This is a genomic window from Streptomyces sp. NPDC017225 (assembly GCF_044331465.1).
Classification (GTDB): domain Bacteria; phylum Actinomycetota; class Actinomycetes; order Streptomycetales; family Streptomycetaceae; genus Streptomyces.
The window spans coordinates 62,645-76,101 of record NZ_JBIRNE010000021.1; the positions used below are offsets into that span (position 1 = coordinate 62,645).

The window sequence follows — 13,457 nt, forward strand, 5'->3', positions numbered from 1 at the left end:
CACAGAATGACGCCCCGACCTGCCTCGCCCGTCAGGCAGCGAGCCGAAGCGATGAATTGCGGCTCGTCCCTGGTCAAGGGCCCGCTCAAGGGGTACCACCACGAGACGTACGTGCTGTCGCCCCCCGGCGGGCCGGGGCCCGTCAAACTGCGTGAACCGCGCTCCACGAGCCTGTGGTTCGACCGCCGGTGCTTCCGGTCGGAGGAGGAACTGCTCCGGGGGCTCAAGGGGCGCGTCGACCGGGTACCCGACGTGGTCGACGTGGCGGGCATGGGCCTGCAGACGTTCATCGAGGGCCGGACCCTGGGCGCACACCGGTGGCGGTGGGGCCGGCGGCTGCCCGACGCGGTGTTCGAGCAGATCGTCACCCTGTTCCGCCAGATGGTGCCGATCACGGCGGAGACACTGCGCGTGGAGCGCCGCTGCTCGCCCCAGGACGCCCCGGAGGACGGCGACACCGACGGGTTCCTGAAACGCCTCATCGTCTTCGTCGGGGAACAGGTCTACGAGGCCAACCGGGCGGACCTCGGTGGACTCTTCGAGGACTTGGGCGTAGGCGACGAGTCGCTCGTGCGCCTGGAGAAGAGCGTGGCCGGGCTCACCGGGCGGCCGTTCTGCCTGCTCCACGCGGACCTGCACCGCGAGAACCTCGTCCTCGACCCGCGAGGGAGGCTGTGGACCATCGACTGGGAGCTGGCGATGGTCGGGGACCCGCTCTACGACCTGGCCACCCATCTCTACCTGATGCGGTACCCGGCCGATCAGGAAGCCCGCATGATCCGGGAATGGTGCGAGGTGGTGGAGGCCGTCCGCCCCGGCAGTTCCCGTGCGTGGAAGCGCGACCTGCGGCTGATCACCGACTTCAAGCGGGCGCAGTCCGTCTACACGGACACCATCCGCGCGGCGATGTCACTGCGCGACCAATCCGGGTTCCGCTGGGCGGCTCTTCCGCGGGCGGCGGGGAAACTGCACGACGTCCTGACCGCCGCCGCCGGGCCGCTCGGCCTGGAGGACGTGCCGGGCCGCCGGGAGATCATGACCGCGTTGATCCACCGGCTCCGAGAACCCACCGGCGAACCCTCCGGCGAACCCACCGGCGAACCCTCCGGCGAACCCACCGGTCTCTCCCCCGGCGAACCGGCCGGCTCCGCGCGGTACTAGCGTCCCCGGTGGCCCGGTCCCCGCGCGGAGACGGAGAGCTGACGGTGCGGCCGGCCGCGCCCGGGGAGGTCGGGGCGCGGTCGTCGACGCCGTACGGGCCGCGCTCGACCGGGACGGCTCCCGTCGGTGTCGTCGGACATCAGCTCCGGCCGATCACCTCGGCGACCCGGGTGAACCCGTCTCCGCCGTGTCCGAGCGCGATGACCCGACGGGCCTGCCCCTCGATCACGCGCATCACGCTCGCGTCGATGCCGTGCGCCTCGGAGGCGTGCACCACGTGCGCCATGGTCGAGGCGGCCGAGGTGATCGGGTTCAGCTCGCCCGAGTACGTACCGGCGTCGGTGTCGGCCGCGAACTCGGTGAACAGCGGCGGCAGGATCGCGGCGATGCCCTGGGCGAAGGGGGCGAGTTCCGCGCCGGTGACGCCCTCCGCGCGGGCCACGGCGAGGGCGTGCGTGTAGCCGCCCATCGCCGTCCAGAAGATGTCGAGCAGCGCGATGTCGTAGGCCGCGGCCCGCCCGGCGTCCTCCCCCAGGTGGGTGTGGGTGCCGCCGAGCGCCGCCAGCACGGGCCGGTGCTCCCGGTACAGCTCCTCGGGGCCGCTGTGCAGGAACACCGCGTCGTCCGTGCCGATGGTCGGGGTCGGGGTCATGATCGCGCCGTCCAGGTAGCGGACGCCGTGCCGGGCGGCCCACTCGGCCGTGTCCCGGGCGCGGTCGGGGGTGTCGGCGCTCAGGTTCACGAGGGTGCGGCCCTTGAGGGCGGCGGTGACGGTCTCCTGGCGCAGTACGGCGTCCGAGGCGTCGTAGTTGACGACGCAGACGACGGTCAGCGGGGAGGCGGCGACCGCCTCCCCGGCCGACGCCGCCGCGAGCGCGCCCCGGGCGACGAGGTCGCCGTCCCGGCCGGGGGTGCGGTTCCAGACGGTGGTGCGCAGCCCGGCGTCCAGGAAGGCGGCGGCCAGTGCCCGGCCCATCGGGCCGAGCCCGAGAACGGTGACGGCGGCGGTGGACGGGGACCGGTCGGTGTGCACGGACATGCTTCAACTCCCGTAACGTGATGACTCGTTGTCGGACAATCGCTGATGAAAAGGGGCACGGCATGGCGCACCGGCGTCAGGATCCGAACGTCTGCGGAGTGACCGCCGCGATCGCCGTGATCGAGGGCAAGTGGAAGACCACGCTGCTGTGGCAGCTGGAGTCGGGCCCGCACCGGCCGGCCGAACTGCGCCGACGGGTGCCCGGCCTCACCGAGAAGGTGCTGACCCAGGCGCTGCGTGAGATGGAGGAGGACGGCCTGGTGGACCGGCGGGTCCACGACGTGCTTCCGCCGAAGACCGAGTACTCCCTGACCGCGTTCGGCCGCGATCTCGCCGAGGCCCTCTCCCCCCTTTCCGACTGGGGCCACCGACGCCTGGACAGGATGGCCGGACCGGAGGCCGTCACTCGCGCGGCCTCCTGACGTTCACCCGCCCCCTCAGCTTCGGCCGCGACCGGGCCGAAGCCAAGTACGCACAAAAAAGTGGGTGTGGACCGGAAGGCGCACTATTGCAAGCAGGCGCTTGCAATAGTTAGCGCCCTGGTGCATCGTGGAGGCATGGCATCGCTCAACGTCGGCAATCTCGGTGAGTACCTGCGCGAGCAGCGGCGCAACGCGCAGCTGTCCTTGCGGCAGCTCGCCGAGGCCGCGGGCGTGTCCAATCCGTATCTGAGCCAGATCGAGCGCGGGCTGCGCAAGCCGAGCGCGGAGGTGCTCCAGCAGGTCGCCAAGGCGCTGCGCATCTCCGCCGAGACGCTGTACGTGCGCGCCGGGATCCTCGACGCCGAGCGGGACCGGGACGAGGTGGAGACGCGTGCGGTCGTCCTCGCCGATCCCTCGCTGAACGAGCGGCAGAAGCAGGTGCTGCTCCAGATCTACGAGTCCTTCCGCAAGGAGAACGGATTCGGGACGGACGCGGACGATGCGAACGATGCGAACGACAGGGCGACGGCCCGGGACAGACCGGTGGACGCCGTCCCGGCCGACGTGGCGGGCGGCATCCCGGACGACGCCCGGGGCGCTGTCCCGGACGGCGGTGCCTCCATATCCGGGCGCCGCCCCCGTACGACCGGCGGCAGCGACGCCGGCCCGCAGCAGACGGCCGGATGAGCGGGAGCCGGCAGCCGGCCGGCCGGGACGCGGGACCACCACGAACCCTCAGCCCAACGTATTTCCGGAGGACCATCACCATGGCCATCACCGACGACCTTCGCAAGACCTTCAGCGACCCCACCCCGCTCTACTTCGCCGCGGGCACCGCCGACCTGGCCTTCCAGCAGGCCAAGAAGGTGCCGGTGCTGGTGGAGCAGCTGCGCGCCGAGGCGCCCTCCCGTATCGACGCCGTGCGCAACACCGACCCGAAGGCCGTCCAGGAGAAGGCGACGGCCCGCGTCAAGGAGACCCAGGGGTCCCTCCAGGCCAAGGCCAACGAGCTCTTCGGCTCCCTCGACGCCGACTTCAAGAAGCTCGGCGAGACCGCACAGGACCTCGCGCTGCGGTCGGTCGGCGTCGCCGCCGAGTACGCCGTCAGGGCCCGGGAGACCTACGAGAAGGTCGCCGAGCGCGGCGAGCAGGCGGTGCGTACCTGGCGCGGCGAGGCCGCCGACGGCATCGAGGACCTCGCCGAGGAGGTGGAGGAGCTCGCCGTGGCCGTGGAGCCGACCAAGCCCGCCACGTCCAAGCCCGCCAGGCCCGAGCCGGTCAGGACCGAGCCCGTGAAGACCGAGCCCGTGAAGACCGAGCCGGTCGAGGTCACGGAGGAGAAGTCCGTCGCGGGCAAGAAGGCCCCCGCCCCGCGCAAGGCTCCGGCCAGGAAGAGCCCCAACGGCACCGCGAAGAAGACGACGCCGCCCGCCAAGTAACCGGCGGCGGCACGGCGAGCACGGCGCGGGCCGGGCACCCTTGGGGTGTCCGGCCCGTTCTCCGGGTACGGTGACCGCGTAGAGACGATCCGAGTCTGGTGGTGGATGTTGTGCTGATGCAGGGGTTCGCAGACTTCCTGGGGCTGCTGAACATCGCCCTGATGTTGTTCACCGGCTTCGCGCTGGTCGACGGTGCCATGCGCCGTGAGGACGCCTACCGGGCGGCCGACAAGAAGACCAAACCGTTCTGGCTGATCATCCTCGGGCTCGCCTTCGTGGTGAGTCTGGTCTTCCCGATCCTGTCGTTCCTGCCGATCATCGGGCTCATCGCGACGATCGTGTACATGGTCGACGTACGGCCCGCACTGCGCGGCCTGCCGGGCGGCGGCCGCAGCAGCCGCCGAGGCTCCAGCAGCGACGGCCCCTACGGTCCGTACAACGGCGGACGCTGACGCGCCGCGCCCTCAGCGGGCGCGGGCGCGGAGCTCCGGCGCGACGGGCTCGGGCGGCTCCGCCGCGCAGGACCGACGCGTCGGACAGGGCGCTCGTCAGGGCGCCCGTTCCAGAGTCCAGCAGGACCACTGCCGCGTCGTCCGTCAGGGCGCCCGGTCCAGCAGGACCACCGCCACGTCGTCCGCGAGTTCGCCGCCGTTGAGCGCGCGGACCTCGTTGACGGTCGCCCGCAGCAACTGCTCACCCTGCAGCCCCTCGGCGAACTGGCGGCGGACCATCTCCACCATGCCGTCCTGGCCGAGCCGCTCCCGGCCCTCGCCGACGTGGCCCTCGATCAGACCGTCGGTGTAGAGCATCAGGCTCCACTCGGCGCCCAGCTCCACCTGCGTGCGAGGCCAGCGGGCGCCCGGCAGCAGACCGAGTGCCGGGCCGTTGTTGTCGTAGGGCAGCAGCCGCGCGGGCGTGTCCGGGCCCGCGACCAGGGGCGACGGGTGCCCGGCCAGGCACAGGCCGGCGCGGCGTCCGTCCGGGGATATGTCCACGGCGCACAGGGTCGCGAAGATCTCGTCGTGGGCGCGCTCGTGCTCCAGCACCTGCTGGAGCGTGCCGAGCAGCTCGTCGCCGCAGAGCCCCGCCAGGGTCAGCGCGCGCCAGGCGATCCGCAGCTCCACACCGAGCGCCGCCTCGTCCGGGCCGTGCCCGCAGACGTCGCCGATCATGGCGTGCACGGTGCCGTCCGGGGTGCGGACGACGTCGTAGAAGTCGCCGCCGAGCAGGGCACGCGAGCGGCCGGGGCGGTAGCGGGCGGCGAAGCGCAGCGGGGAGCCCTCCAGCAGCGGGGTCGGCAGCAGGCCGCGTTCCAGACGCGCGTTCTCCTGCGCCCGCAGCCGGCCCTCGGCCAGGCGCCGCTCCGCCGAGTCGGACCGCTTGCGCTCGACGGCGTAGCGGATCGCCCGGCTCAGCAGCCGGCCGTCGAGCTCGTCGCGGAACAGGTAGTCCTGGGCACCGACCGCCACGGCCTCCGCGCCGCGCTCGGCGTCGCTGGAGGAGGTCAGCGCGAGCACGGCGTGCCGGGGCGCGAGCTCCAGCACGTGCCTGAGCACCGCCAGCTCGTCGTCTCCGCTCCCGTCACTGTCACTGTCCCTGTTGCTGTTGCCTGTGCTCTCGGCGCCCGGGCGGGGCGGGGCGGGGGCCGACAGGGCGAGGTCCAGCAGGATGCAGTGGACGTCGTCGGTCAGCAGCCGCTCGGCCTCGGTGAGGTTGCGGGCCGTCCGGACGCGGATCGGCTTGCCGGCCTGGTCGAGCAGGTCGGGCACGATCGGCGAACCGCCGGGATCGTCCTCGATCAGCAGCAGCGTCAGATTGGTGGGGGCGGCGCTCTCGCGCCGGCCCGTGCCCTTGTCGGTGCTCTCGCCCGTGGTCTCGTCCGTGGTCTCGTCCGTGCTTTCGTCCGTGGTCTTCTCGCGCTTCTCCGTGGGGTGCTCTCGCCGGGTGGCGGGGTTTTCGGCCGGGTGCGTCCCGGGCGGGGCCTGTTCCATGGAAGGGCCGCTGTCCGGGGACGCGGCGGGCGCCTGACCACACTCCACGGCCGGGATCGCCCTCTGCCGCGGTACGGGTACGGGCATCGTCTTGGTTTCCTTCCCTCCCCCCGAGGGCATGGCGGAGCGAGGGACCTCGACCCACCGACGGGGACCATAGCGGGTGACGGCGCCGCTGCGGAATGGTCCGGAACACGTCGGGCGGCACTCGGCCACTGTCATATGCCGCGTTATGTACCGCAGTTGGACACGTCGACCGGGGGCCGGGGATGACGAACGTCACGCGGGGCGGGGCGCCGGGCGTGGACTGGGTCACGTGGCCCGCGTCACTCGGTGAGTACGCGCCGCGGGTCACTCCGAGGACGCGGCGCCCGTGTCCGGCCGCACCACCCCGAGGATCGGCATCGTGCCCGCCCCCGCGACGGTGATCGAGCGCCCGGGGCGCGGGGCGTGCACGACGGAACCGTCGCCGACGTACATGCCGACGTGGCTGGCGTCGTCGAAGTAGATGATCAGGTCGCCGGGCCGCATGTCCTTGATGTCGACATGCTTCAGCTGCTTCCACTGCTGCTGCGAGGTGCGCGGGATCGCCTGCCCGGCCGACACCCAGGCCTGTGAGGTCAGGCCTGAGCAGTCGTAGGCCTTCGGGCCCTCGGCGCCCCACTGGTACGGCTTCCCGACCTGGGCGGTGGCGTACTCGACCGCCTTCCGGCCCCGCTCCGTCGCCTCGGTGTCGAGGTCCTCGACGACGCCGGAGCCGAGCCAGGCGGTCTGGGCCTTGGCCTGGGCCTCCCGCTCCAGCTGGGCGAGGCGCTCCTTCTCCTCCTGCTCCAGCTCGGACTCCAGCTCCTCGGCCGCCGCGATCTGCTTCTCGGTCTTCTTCTGGGCGGTGGCCTTGGCCTTGCGGTTCGCGTCCAGTTTCTCGAACTGGGCGGAGGCGTCCGCCGCGTAGGTCTTCAGGTCCTGCTGGGCGCGGGTCAGCTCGCCGAGCAGGCCCTTCGTCGCGCGCTGGCCCTGGATCACCCGGCCGGTGCCATCGAGGAAGTCCTCGGGGTCGTCGCTCAGCATCAGCTTGGCCCCGTCCGGCAGGCCGCCGGTGCGGTACTGGGCGCGGGCCGCGGCGCCGGCACGCTTCTTCAGTCCGTCGAGCTTCTCCTGACCCTTGACGATCTTCTTGGCCAGTTCGACGATCTCGGCGGACTGCTTCTGCGTCTTCTCCTCGGCGGCGTTGTACTCCTCCGTGGCGGAGGCCGCCGAGCGGTAGAGCTCGTCGAGCTTCTTGCGTACGGCTTCCAGGTCCTTGCCGGGGGTGGCGGCCGGGGAGGAGGGGCCGGGGGAGGCGGCGGGGGTGTTCGGGGCGCCGGACGAGGGCGCCGCGGGTCCGGGGTCCGCGAACGCCGTGCCCGGTACCGCGAGTACGGTGACCGCGCAGACCACGGCCACGGCAGCGGTCATCAAGCCATGCTTCCCCGTACGCATACCTCGCCCCCAAACTGATTAACCGCCAGTAACATAGGTCGCCCGGGGGATCGTGCCATGCCGGCGCGGAAAGCGACAGAGGCAGTGGTTTCCCTCCTGCTCCCCTCTCCTGCTCCCCTTCCACCTCGCCGTCTCCCCGCTGTGTGACGAACGTCGCACGGAGATCGTTCCCGGCGTAGGTTCACGCGCGCGGCGCCAACGCCTCCCACCGCACCGTCACTTCGCCCTGCCGCCACCGCGCCGGCCCGTCCGTCACCGGCCAGCCGGCCGTCAGGTCCCGCACCGCGCGCGTCCAGCGCTGGCGGGCACCGTAGGAGGCGTAGGGCGCGGCGGCGGCCCAGGCGCGGTCGAAGTCGCGCAGGAAGGCGTGCACGGGCTCGCCGGGGACGTTGCGGTGGATGAGTGCCTTCGGCAGCCGTTCCGCCAGGTCGGAGGGGCGGTCGAGGGAGCCCAGCCGGGTCGCGAAGGTGACCGTGCGCGGCCCCTCGGGCCCGAGCGCCACCCACACGTGCCGACGCCCGATCTCGTCGCAGGTGCCTTCGACCAGGAGCCCGCCGCGGGAGTGCTCCGACGCCGGAGCGAGCCGCGCGCACAGCCGCTGCCAGACGGCGGCGACCTCCCCCTCGTCGTACTGGCGCAGCACGTTCGCCGCCCGGATCAGGAGGGGACGGCGGGAGGGGGGTGAGAGGGGGATCTCGAAGCCGCCGTGGCGGAAGACGAGCCCCGCGCGCGCGTAGGGCTCGGCCGCCGCCACCCGCGCCGGGTCGATCTCGACGCCCACCACGCGCGCGTGCGGCGCGACGGTGCGCAGGCGGCCCAGCAGCTCGACGGCCGTCCAGGGGGCCGCGCCGTAGCCGAGGTCGACGGCGACGGGATCGTCGGCGCGGCGCAGCTCGGCGCCGTGCGTGGCCGCGATCCAGCGGTCCATGCGGCGCAGCCGGTTCGGGTTCGTCGTCCCGCGCGTGACCGTGCCCACGACGGGGAGGGCGGCGGCGCGGGAGCGGGAGGGCATGCGTACGAGGGTATGCGGCGGGGCCGCCCTCTCTGACGCGTCCCCACGTCGAACGGTTGATCGATAAGCGGTAATGATTCGGCAAAGGTCGGGAAACCGGAAATGGAGCGCCGTCATCCGGTGTTCCCACCTCTTGGAGGGCGGAGCGTGTCCTCCGCACGGCTTGCCCGCAGCGAGGAGGAACGGCTCGTGAGCCAGTACGTCAGCAGGCTCGGGCGTCGCTCACCGGCGGCCTCCCCGCGGCTCCGGCTGCTGCGCAGGCCCCGCCGCGTCGCCATGCTCTCCGTGCACACCTCACCGCTCCACCAGCCGGGCACCGGCGACGCCGGCGGCATGAACGTCTACATCGTCGAACTCGCGCAGCGCCTCGCCGCGATCAACATCGAGGTCGAGATCTTCACGCGCGCGACCACCGCAGCGCTCCCGCCCACCGTCGAACTGTCGCCGGGCGTCCTCGTCCGGCACGTCGACGCCGGCCCCTACGAGGGCCTGGCCAAGGAGGAGCTGCCGGCCCAGCTGTGCGCCTTCACCCACGGCGTCATGCAGGCCTGGGCCGGACACCGCCCCGGCTACTACGACCTGGTCCACTCCCACTACTGGCTCTCCGGCCACGTCGGCTGGCTCGCCGCCCAGCGCTGGGGCGCCCCCTTGGTGCACGCCATGCACACCATGGCCAAGGTCAAGAACGCCAACCTGGCCGACGGCGACACTCCCGAGCCGGCCGCCCGCGTCATCGGTGAGACGCAGATCGTCGCCGCCTCCGACCGGCTGATCGCCAACACCGCCGAAGAGGCCGACGAGCTGGTCCGGCACTACGCCGCCGACCCGGCCAAGGTCGCCGTCGTCCACCCCGGCGTGAACCTCGAACGCTTCCGCCCCTTCCCCAAGGGCTCCGAGCCCGGCCCGGGGGAGACCGTGAACGCCCGCGCCGCCGCCCGCGCCCGCCTCGGCCTGCCGCAGGACGCGCTGATCCCGCTCTTCGCCGGCCGTATACAGCCGCTCAAAGCCCCCGACGTGCTGCTCCGCGCGATCGCCGTCCTGCTCGACGAACGCCCCGAGCTGCGCTCCCGCATCGTCGTCCCCGTCGTCGGCGGCCCCAGCGGCAGCGGCCTCGCCAAGCCGGAGGGCCTGCAGAAACTCGCCGCCCGGCTCGGCATCGCCGACGTCGTGCGGTTCCGCCCGCCGGTCGGGCAGGAGCAGCTCGCCGACTGGTTCCGGGCCGCGTCCGTGCTGGTGATGCCGTCCTACAGCGAGTCCTTCGGCCTGGTCGCCATCGAGGCCCAGGCGGCCGGTACGCCGGTACTCGCCGCCGCGGTCGGAGGCCTCCCGGTCGCCGTGCGCGACGGGCACACCGGCCGCCTCGTCGAGGGCCACGATCCCGCCGCGTACGCGCGCGTCCTGCGCGAATTCGCCGACAACCCGGAGCTGACGCCCCGGATGGGCGACGCCGCCGCCCGGCACGCCCAGTCCTTCGGCTGGGACAGCGCCGCCGCCGCTACGGCCGACGCCTACACGGCCGCGATCCAGTCCCACCGACGTCGCGTACGCTCCCACCATGGCTGAGGCAGCGCAGAAGGCGGCACAAGTCCTCGAGGCGGCGCTGCGGGACGCCGAGCTGGAGTGGGAGAGCCCCGAGCCCGGCAACTACGTCGTCAGACTCCCCGGCACCCGCAAGCTCTCGACGACGGTCTCCCTCCTCCTCGGCAGACACTCCCTCTCCCTCAACGCCTTCGTCATCCGCCACCCCGACGAGAACGAACCCGCCGTCCACCGCTGGCTGCTGGAACGCAACCTCAAGCTGTACGGCGTCGGGTACGCAGTCGACCGCCTCGGCGACGTCTACCTCACCGCGAAGCTGCCCCTGGCCGCCGTCACCGCCGACGCGATCGACCGCCTCCTGGGCCAGGTCCTGGAGGCCGCCGACGGCGCCTTCAACACCCTGCTGGAGCTGGGCTTCGCGTCCGCCATCCGCAAGGAGCACGAGTGGCGGACCGCGCGCGGGGAGTCGACCCGGAACCTGGAGGCGTTCCAGCACCTGATCGAGCGCTCGGAGCGCTCGGAGCGCTCGGACCGCTCCGAGCGGCCCGACCGCTCTGAGGGCGTTGAGGATTCCGAGGGCTGACGCGCGGTCAGTGCCCTCCGCCGCCGCTGGTGCGGTAGCGGCCGGGCGTGACGCCCACCAGCCTCTTGAAGTGCCGGGTCAGATGCGCCTGGTCGTAGAACCCGGTCGCGGCGGCCACGTCGGCCGGGGCGCGCCCCGCCAGCAGCAGCCGCCGGGCCCGGTCGACCCGGCGGGACATCAGGTACTGGTGCGGCGCGATGCCGTAGGCGCCGCTGAACGCCCGTACCAGGTGGGCCGGATGGGCGCGCACCAGCACGGCCGCGTCCGCCAGGCCGATCCCCTGGACGACCCGCTCGTCGAGCAGCTCCCGCAGCCGCCGAGCGAGCACGGGGTCCCCGCGGCGCACCGGACCGGCCTCCTCCCGGGGCCGCAGATGGGCGTGCAGCCGCTCCCCGACCAACGTCAGCCGGCTCTCCGCCTCCAGCTCGTCACCGGGCAGGGCGAGCGCGGAGTGCAGCTGCCCCACCCGCCGCCGCAGCACCGGATCACGCAGGGCGGGGGCGTCGACGGCGGCCCCGATCAGGTCGTCGCCGAGCCGGGAGGCGTCCAGGTACAGGACACGCTTGCGGAAGCCGTCAGGCGTGGCGGGGGAGCCGTTGTGCGGCACGTGCGGCGGCAGCAGCGACACCGTGTCGTGCGGGGTGCCGTGCTCGTGCCGGTCCAGGTCGTACCGTACGGCCCCGTCGTCGACGATGAGCAGCGTCCACGCGTCGTGGACGTGCATCGGGTAGGCGTACTCGGTGTAGTGGGCGTGGAAGACCTCGACGACGCCCGGTACGGGGGGTCGCCAGGCGGAGACGGTCCGCCGCCGGTCCTGCTCGGCCATGCAAAAAACGTACAAGACCCGGCCGCACGCCGACCGGCAGTCTCACCGTATGAGCACGCACGACGCAGACCCCTCTGACGCCCCCGTCCGCTTCGACACCAAGATCGCCGTCCTGCTCCGCGAGGACCTGGAGACCTGGCAGCGCCTGAACGTCACCGCCTTCCTGGTCAGCGGCCTGGGCGCGGAGATCCCCGAGGTGATCGGAGAGCCGTACGAGGACGCCGACGCGGTCGGCTACCTGCCCATGTTCCGCCAGCCGGTGCTGGTCTTCGAGGGCACCAAGGAGACGCTGACCAACGCCCACGCGCGCGTGCTGTCGCGCGCCCTGCCCCGCGCGCTGTTCACGTCCGACCTCTTCGCCACGGGCAACGACCGCGACAACCGGGCGGCGGTACGGGCCGTGCCCACGGCCGGCCTGGACCTGGTCGGCCTCGCGGTGTACGGCCCGAGAAACGCGGTGGACAAGGTGCTGAAGGGGGCGAGGATGCACCCGTGAGGCCCGGGTGACCGGACGGGGCCGTCACACCGCGCCGACGTCGTCCTTCGCGGACTCGCGCGGTTCGGGAACCCCGGACGCCCCGGAGGCCTTGGAAGCCTCGGACACCTCGGACACCTCGGACACCTCTGACACCTCGGATGCCTCGGACGCTTCGAAGGCGACCGTCTCCTCCCCCGGCAGCCCCCGCATGAGCGTCCAGTACCCCACGGCCGCCACCGTGCCGACGACCGCGCAGACGCCCCACAGCCACTCGGCGCCCCAGCGGTCGATGACGAAACCGGACATCAGCGGGGCGACGAGGGCGGCGACCGCCCAGGACATGGTGTACATCCCCTGGTAGCGCCCGCGCCCGTGCGCGGGGGAGAGGCGGACGACGAGCCCGGTCTGGACCGGCGCGTTGACGATCTCCGCCAGCGTCCACACGCACACGGTGAGCGCGAAGACGCCGACCGACCCCGCGAAGGCGGTCAGCCCGAACCCGTAACCGGCCAGCAGGGACGAGAGGACGAGCAACTGCCGCGGATCCCGGTGCTCGATGAACCGGGTGACGGGAATCTGCAGTACGACGATCAGGACCCCGTTGACGGCGATCGCCATGCCGTAGTCGGCCGGCGTGAACCCGGCCTCGCCCATGGCAACCGGCAGCCCCACGTAGGCCTGCTGGAAGATCACGGCCACGAGGAAGGACAGCCCGACGACGCTCATGTAGCGCCCGTCGCGCAGGACGGTCCCGAGGGAGACGGCGGGCTCGTCCGCCGCCGAGACGTCGCCGGCCCCGCCCTTCCCGGGCGTCCGCTCCGGCCGGGACTCGGGCAGCTTGACGAAGATGAGGACGGCGCACGCCATGGTCATCCCCGCCTCGATCAGGAAACCGGCGAGATAGCTGACCTCGGCGATGAACCCGGCCGCCATGGAAGAGATCGCGAAACCGAGGTTGATGGCCCAGTAGTTGAGCGAGAAGGCGCGGATACGGTCCTCGGGCCGCACGATGTCCGCCATCATCGCCTGCACGGCCGGCCGGGAGGCGTTGCTCGCCATGCCGACCAGGAAGGCGACGGCCGCGATGGCGACCGGGTCCCGCACGAAACCGAGCAGGGCGACGGACAGGGCGGTGGAGGCCTGCGCGACGAGCAGCGTGGGCCGCCGGCCGAGCCGGTCGGTCATCACCCCGGCGCCCAGCGAGGACACGACCCCGCCGAGCCCGTGCAGCGCGGCGACCAGACCGGCGTACGAGGCGGAGTACCCGCGGTCGATGGTCAGGTACAGCGCCATGAAGGTGGCGACGAAGCCGCCGAGCCGGTTGACCAGGGTGCTGGTCCACAGCCACCAGAACTCGCGGGGGAGCCCGGAGACCGACTCGCGCGCGGCACGCCTCAGCCCGGCGACTGACATGGGACCCCCGTGAACTCTTCGTGTGCTGGTCTGTGTAAGTGGCGAAAAAGCCAGCCACAACTTACAAACGAGGCC

14 protein-coding genes are annotated in these 13,457 nt (G+C 72.5%); 8 read left to right on the top strand and 6 right to left on the bottom strand.

From position 1 onward, the window contains the following. Window positions 1-51 precede the first annotated feature (51 nt). Complete coding sequence (locus ACH4NX_RS32290) at window positions 52-1,161, top strand: phosphotransferase (protein ID WP_398129603.1); 1,110 nt, start codon at window positions 52-54, stop codon at window positions 1,159-1,161. Window positions 1,162-1,300: 139 nt separating this feature from the next. Here the strand turns inward: ACH4NX_RS32290 and ACH4NX_RS32295 are convergent, their stop codons facing one another. Further along, window positions 1,301-2,200 carry an NAD(P)-binding domain-containing protein gene (locus ACH4NX_RS32295; protein ID WP_351398464.1) on the bottom strand — a complete coding sequence of 300 codons (900 nt, stop codon included), beginning with the start codon at window positions 2,198-2,200 and terminating at the stop codon, window positions 1,301-1,303. Window positions 2,201-2,262: 62 nt separating this feature from the next. On the opposite strand from ACH4NX_RS32295, the gene ACH4NX_RS32300 reads away from it, so the two are divergent. The 4 genes from ACH4NX_RS32300 to ACH4NX_RS32315 all read left to right on the top strand — a co-directional run bounded on the left by ACH4NX_RS32300 (window position 2,263) and on the right by ACH4NX_RS32315 (window position 4,513). Beyond that, window positions 2,263-2,622, top strand: coding sequence for a helix-turn-helix domain-containing protein (locus tag ACH4NX_RS32300; protein ID WP_351398466.1), 360 nt, complete (start codon window positions 2,263-2,265; stop codon window positions 2,620-2,622). A 135-nt stretch (window positions 2,623-2,757) separates the two neighbouring features. Continuing rightward, window positions 2,758-3,309, top strand: coding sequence for a helix-turn-helix domain-containing protein (locus tag ACH4NX_RS32305; RefSeq protein ID WP_398129602.1), 552 nt, complete (start codon window positions 2,758-2,760; stop codon window positions 3,307-3,309). An 80-nt stretch (window positions 3,310-3,389) separates the two neighbouring features. Then, window positions 3,390-4,061 (top strand): hypothetical protein, encoded by a 672-nt coding sequence (locus ACH4NX_RS32310; RefSeq protein WP_398129601.1) that lies wholly within the window; start codon window positions 3,390-3,392, stop codon window positions 4,059-4,061. A 116-nt stretch (window positions 4,062-4,177) separates the two neighbouring features. Then, the gene (locus ACH4NX_RS32315; RefSeq protein WP_351398472.1) at window positions 4,178-4,513 is read left to right on the top strand and encodes a DUF2516 family protein; all 336 of its coding nucleotides are present in this window, start codon (window positions 4,178-4,180) and stop codon (window positions 4,511-4,513) included. 144 nt (window positions 4,514-4,657) lie between these two features. Here the strand turns inward: ACH4NX_RS32315 and ACH4NX_RS32320 are convergent, their stop codons facing one another. From ACH4NX_RS32320 to ACH4NX_RS32330, 3 genes are all read right to left on the bottom strand, one after another. Beyond that, on the bottom strand, window positions 4,658-6,139 hold the full coding sequence (locus ACH4NX_RS32320) for a PP2C family protein-serine/threonine phosphatase (protein ID WP_398129600.1): 1,482 nt from the start codon (window positions 6,137-6,139) through the stop codon (window positions 4,658-4,660). Window positions 6,140-6,403: 264 nt separating this feature from the next. Then, entirely contained in the window at window positions 6,404-7,531 is a 1,128-nt protein-coding gene (locus tag ACH4NX_RS32325) for an NlpC/P60 family protein (protein WP_351398476.1), read from the bottom strand. A gap of 181 nt (window positions 7,532-7,712) precedes the next feature. Continuing rightward, entirely contained in the window at window positions 7,713-8,543 is an 831-nt protein-coding gene (locus ACH4NX_RS32330; RefSeq protein WP_351398478.1) for a class I SAM-dependent methyltransferase, read from the bottom strand. 189 nt (window positions 8,544-8,732) lie between these two features. Here ACH4NX_RS32330 and mshA point away from each other — a divergent pair, with 189 nt between their 5' ends. Both mshA and ACH4NX_RS32340 read left to right on the top strand, forming a co-directional pair. After that, window positions 8,733-10,106: a D-inositol-3-phosphate glycosyltransferase gene (gene mshA, locus ACH4NX_RS32335; RefSeq protein ID WP_351398480.1), complete on the top strand. Its 1,374-nt coding sequence runs from the start codon at window positions 8,733-8,735 to the stop codon at window positions 10,104-10,106. Next, window positions 10,099-10,665, top strand: coding sequence for a YbjN domain-containing protein (locus tag ACH4NX_RS32340; protein WP_398129599.1), 567 nt, complete (start codon window positions 10,099-10,101; stop codon window positions 10,663-10,665). The genes mshA and ACH4NX_RS32340 overlap by 8 nt, the downstream gene beginning before the upstream one ends. A 7-nt stretch (window positions 10,666-10,672) precedes the next feature. Here ACH4NX_RS32340 and ACH4NX_RS32345 read toward each other — a convergent pair whose 3' ends face one another. Further along, on the bottom strand, window positions 10,673-11,491 hold the full coding sequence (locus tag ACH4NX_RS32345; protein ID WP_398129598.1) for an AraC family transcriptional regulator: 819 nt from the start codon (window positions 11,489-11,491) through the stop codon (window positions 10,673-10,675). Window positions 11,492-11,540: 49 nt separating this feature from the next. On the opposite strand from ACH4NX_RS32345, the gene ACH4NX_RS32350 reads away from it, so the two are divergent. Next, the gene (locus ACH4NX_RS32350; RefSeq protein ID WP_351398485.1) at window positions 11,541-11,987 is read left to right on the top strand and encodes a DUF2000 domain-containing protein; all 447 of its coding nucleotides are present in this window, start codon (window positions 11,541-11,543) and stop codon (window positions 11,985-11,987) included. Window positions 11,988-12,011: 24 nt separating this feature from the next. On the opposite strand, the gene ACH4NX_RS32355 is transcribed toward ACH4NX_RS32350, so the two are convergent. Next, a complete protein-coding gene (locus tag ACH4NX_RS32355) occupies window positions 12,012-13,382 on the bottom strand; it encodes an MDR family MFS transporter (RefSeq protein ID WP_398129597.1) in 1,371 nt (456 codons plus the stop codon). Window positions 13,383-13,457: the final 75 nt, after the last annotated feature.

Bases quoted from the DNA above. Each gene is read 5' to 3' on its own strand.
- ACH4NX_RS32340 (WP_398129599.1), top strand. From the start codon at position 10,099: ATGGCTGAGGCAGCGCAGAAGGCGGCACAAGTCCTCGAGGCGGCGCTG.
- ACH4NX_RS32355 (WP_398129597.1), bottom strand. From the start codon at position 13,382: ATGTCAGTCGCCGGGCTGAGGCGTGCCGCGCGCGAGTCGGTCTCCGGG.
- ACH4NX_RS32325 (WP_351398476.1), bottom strand. From the start codon at position 7,531: ATGCGTACGGGGAAGCATGGCTTGATGACCGCTGCCGTGGCCGTGGTC.
- ACH4NX_RS32290 (WP_398129603.1), top strand. From the start codon at position 52: ATGAATTGCGGCTCGTCCCTGGTCAAGGGCCCGCTCAAGGGGTACCAC.
- ACH4NX_RS32345 (WP_398129598.1), bottom strand. From the start codon at position 11,491: ATGGCCGAGCAGGACCGGCGGCGGACCGTCTCCGCCTGGCGACCCCCC.
- ACH4NX_RS32350 (WP_351398485.1), top strand. From the start codon at position 11,541: ATGAGCACGCACGACGCAGACCCCTCTGACGCCCCCGTCCGCTTCGAC.
- ACH4NX_RS32295 (WP_351398464.1), bottom strand. From the start codon at position 2,200: ATGTCCGTGCACACCGACCGGTCCCCGTCCACCGCCGCCGTCACCGTT.
- ACH4NX_RS32315 (WP_351398472.1), top strand. From the start codon at position 4,178: ATGCAGGGGTTCGCAGACTTCCTGGGGCTGCTGAACATCGCCCTGATG.
- ACH4NX_RS32300 (WP_351398466.1), top strand. From the start codon at position 2,263: ATGGCGCACCGGCGTCAGGATCCGAACGTCTGCGGAGTGACCGCCGCG.
- ACH4NX_RS32310 (WP_398129601.1), top strand. From the start codon at position 3,390: ATGGCCATCACCGACGACCTTCGCAAGACCTTCAGCGACCCCACCCCG.
- ACH4NX_RS32330 (WP_351398478.1), bottom strand. From the start codon at position 8,543: ATGCCCTCCCGCTCCCGCGCCGCCGCCCTCCCCGTCGTGGGCACGGTC.
- ACH4NX_RS32305 (WP_398129602.1), top strand. From the start codon at position 2,758: ATGGCATCGCTCAACGTCGGCAATCTCGGTGAGTACCTGCGCGAGCAG.
- ACH4NX_RS32320 (WP_398129600.1), bottom strand. From the start codon at position 6,139: ATGCCCGTACCCGTACCGCGGCAGAGGGCGATCCCGGCCGTGGAGTGT.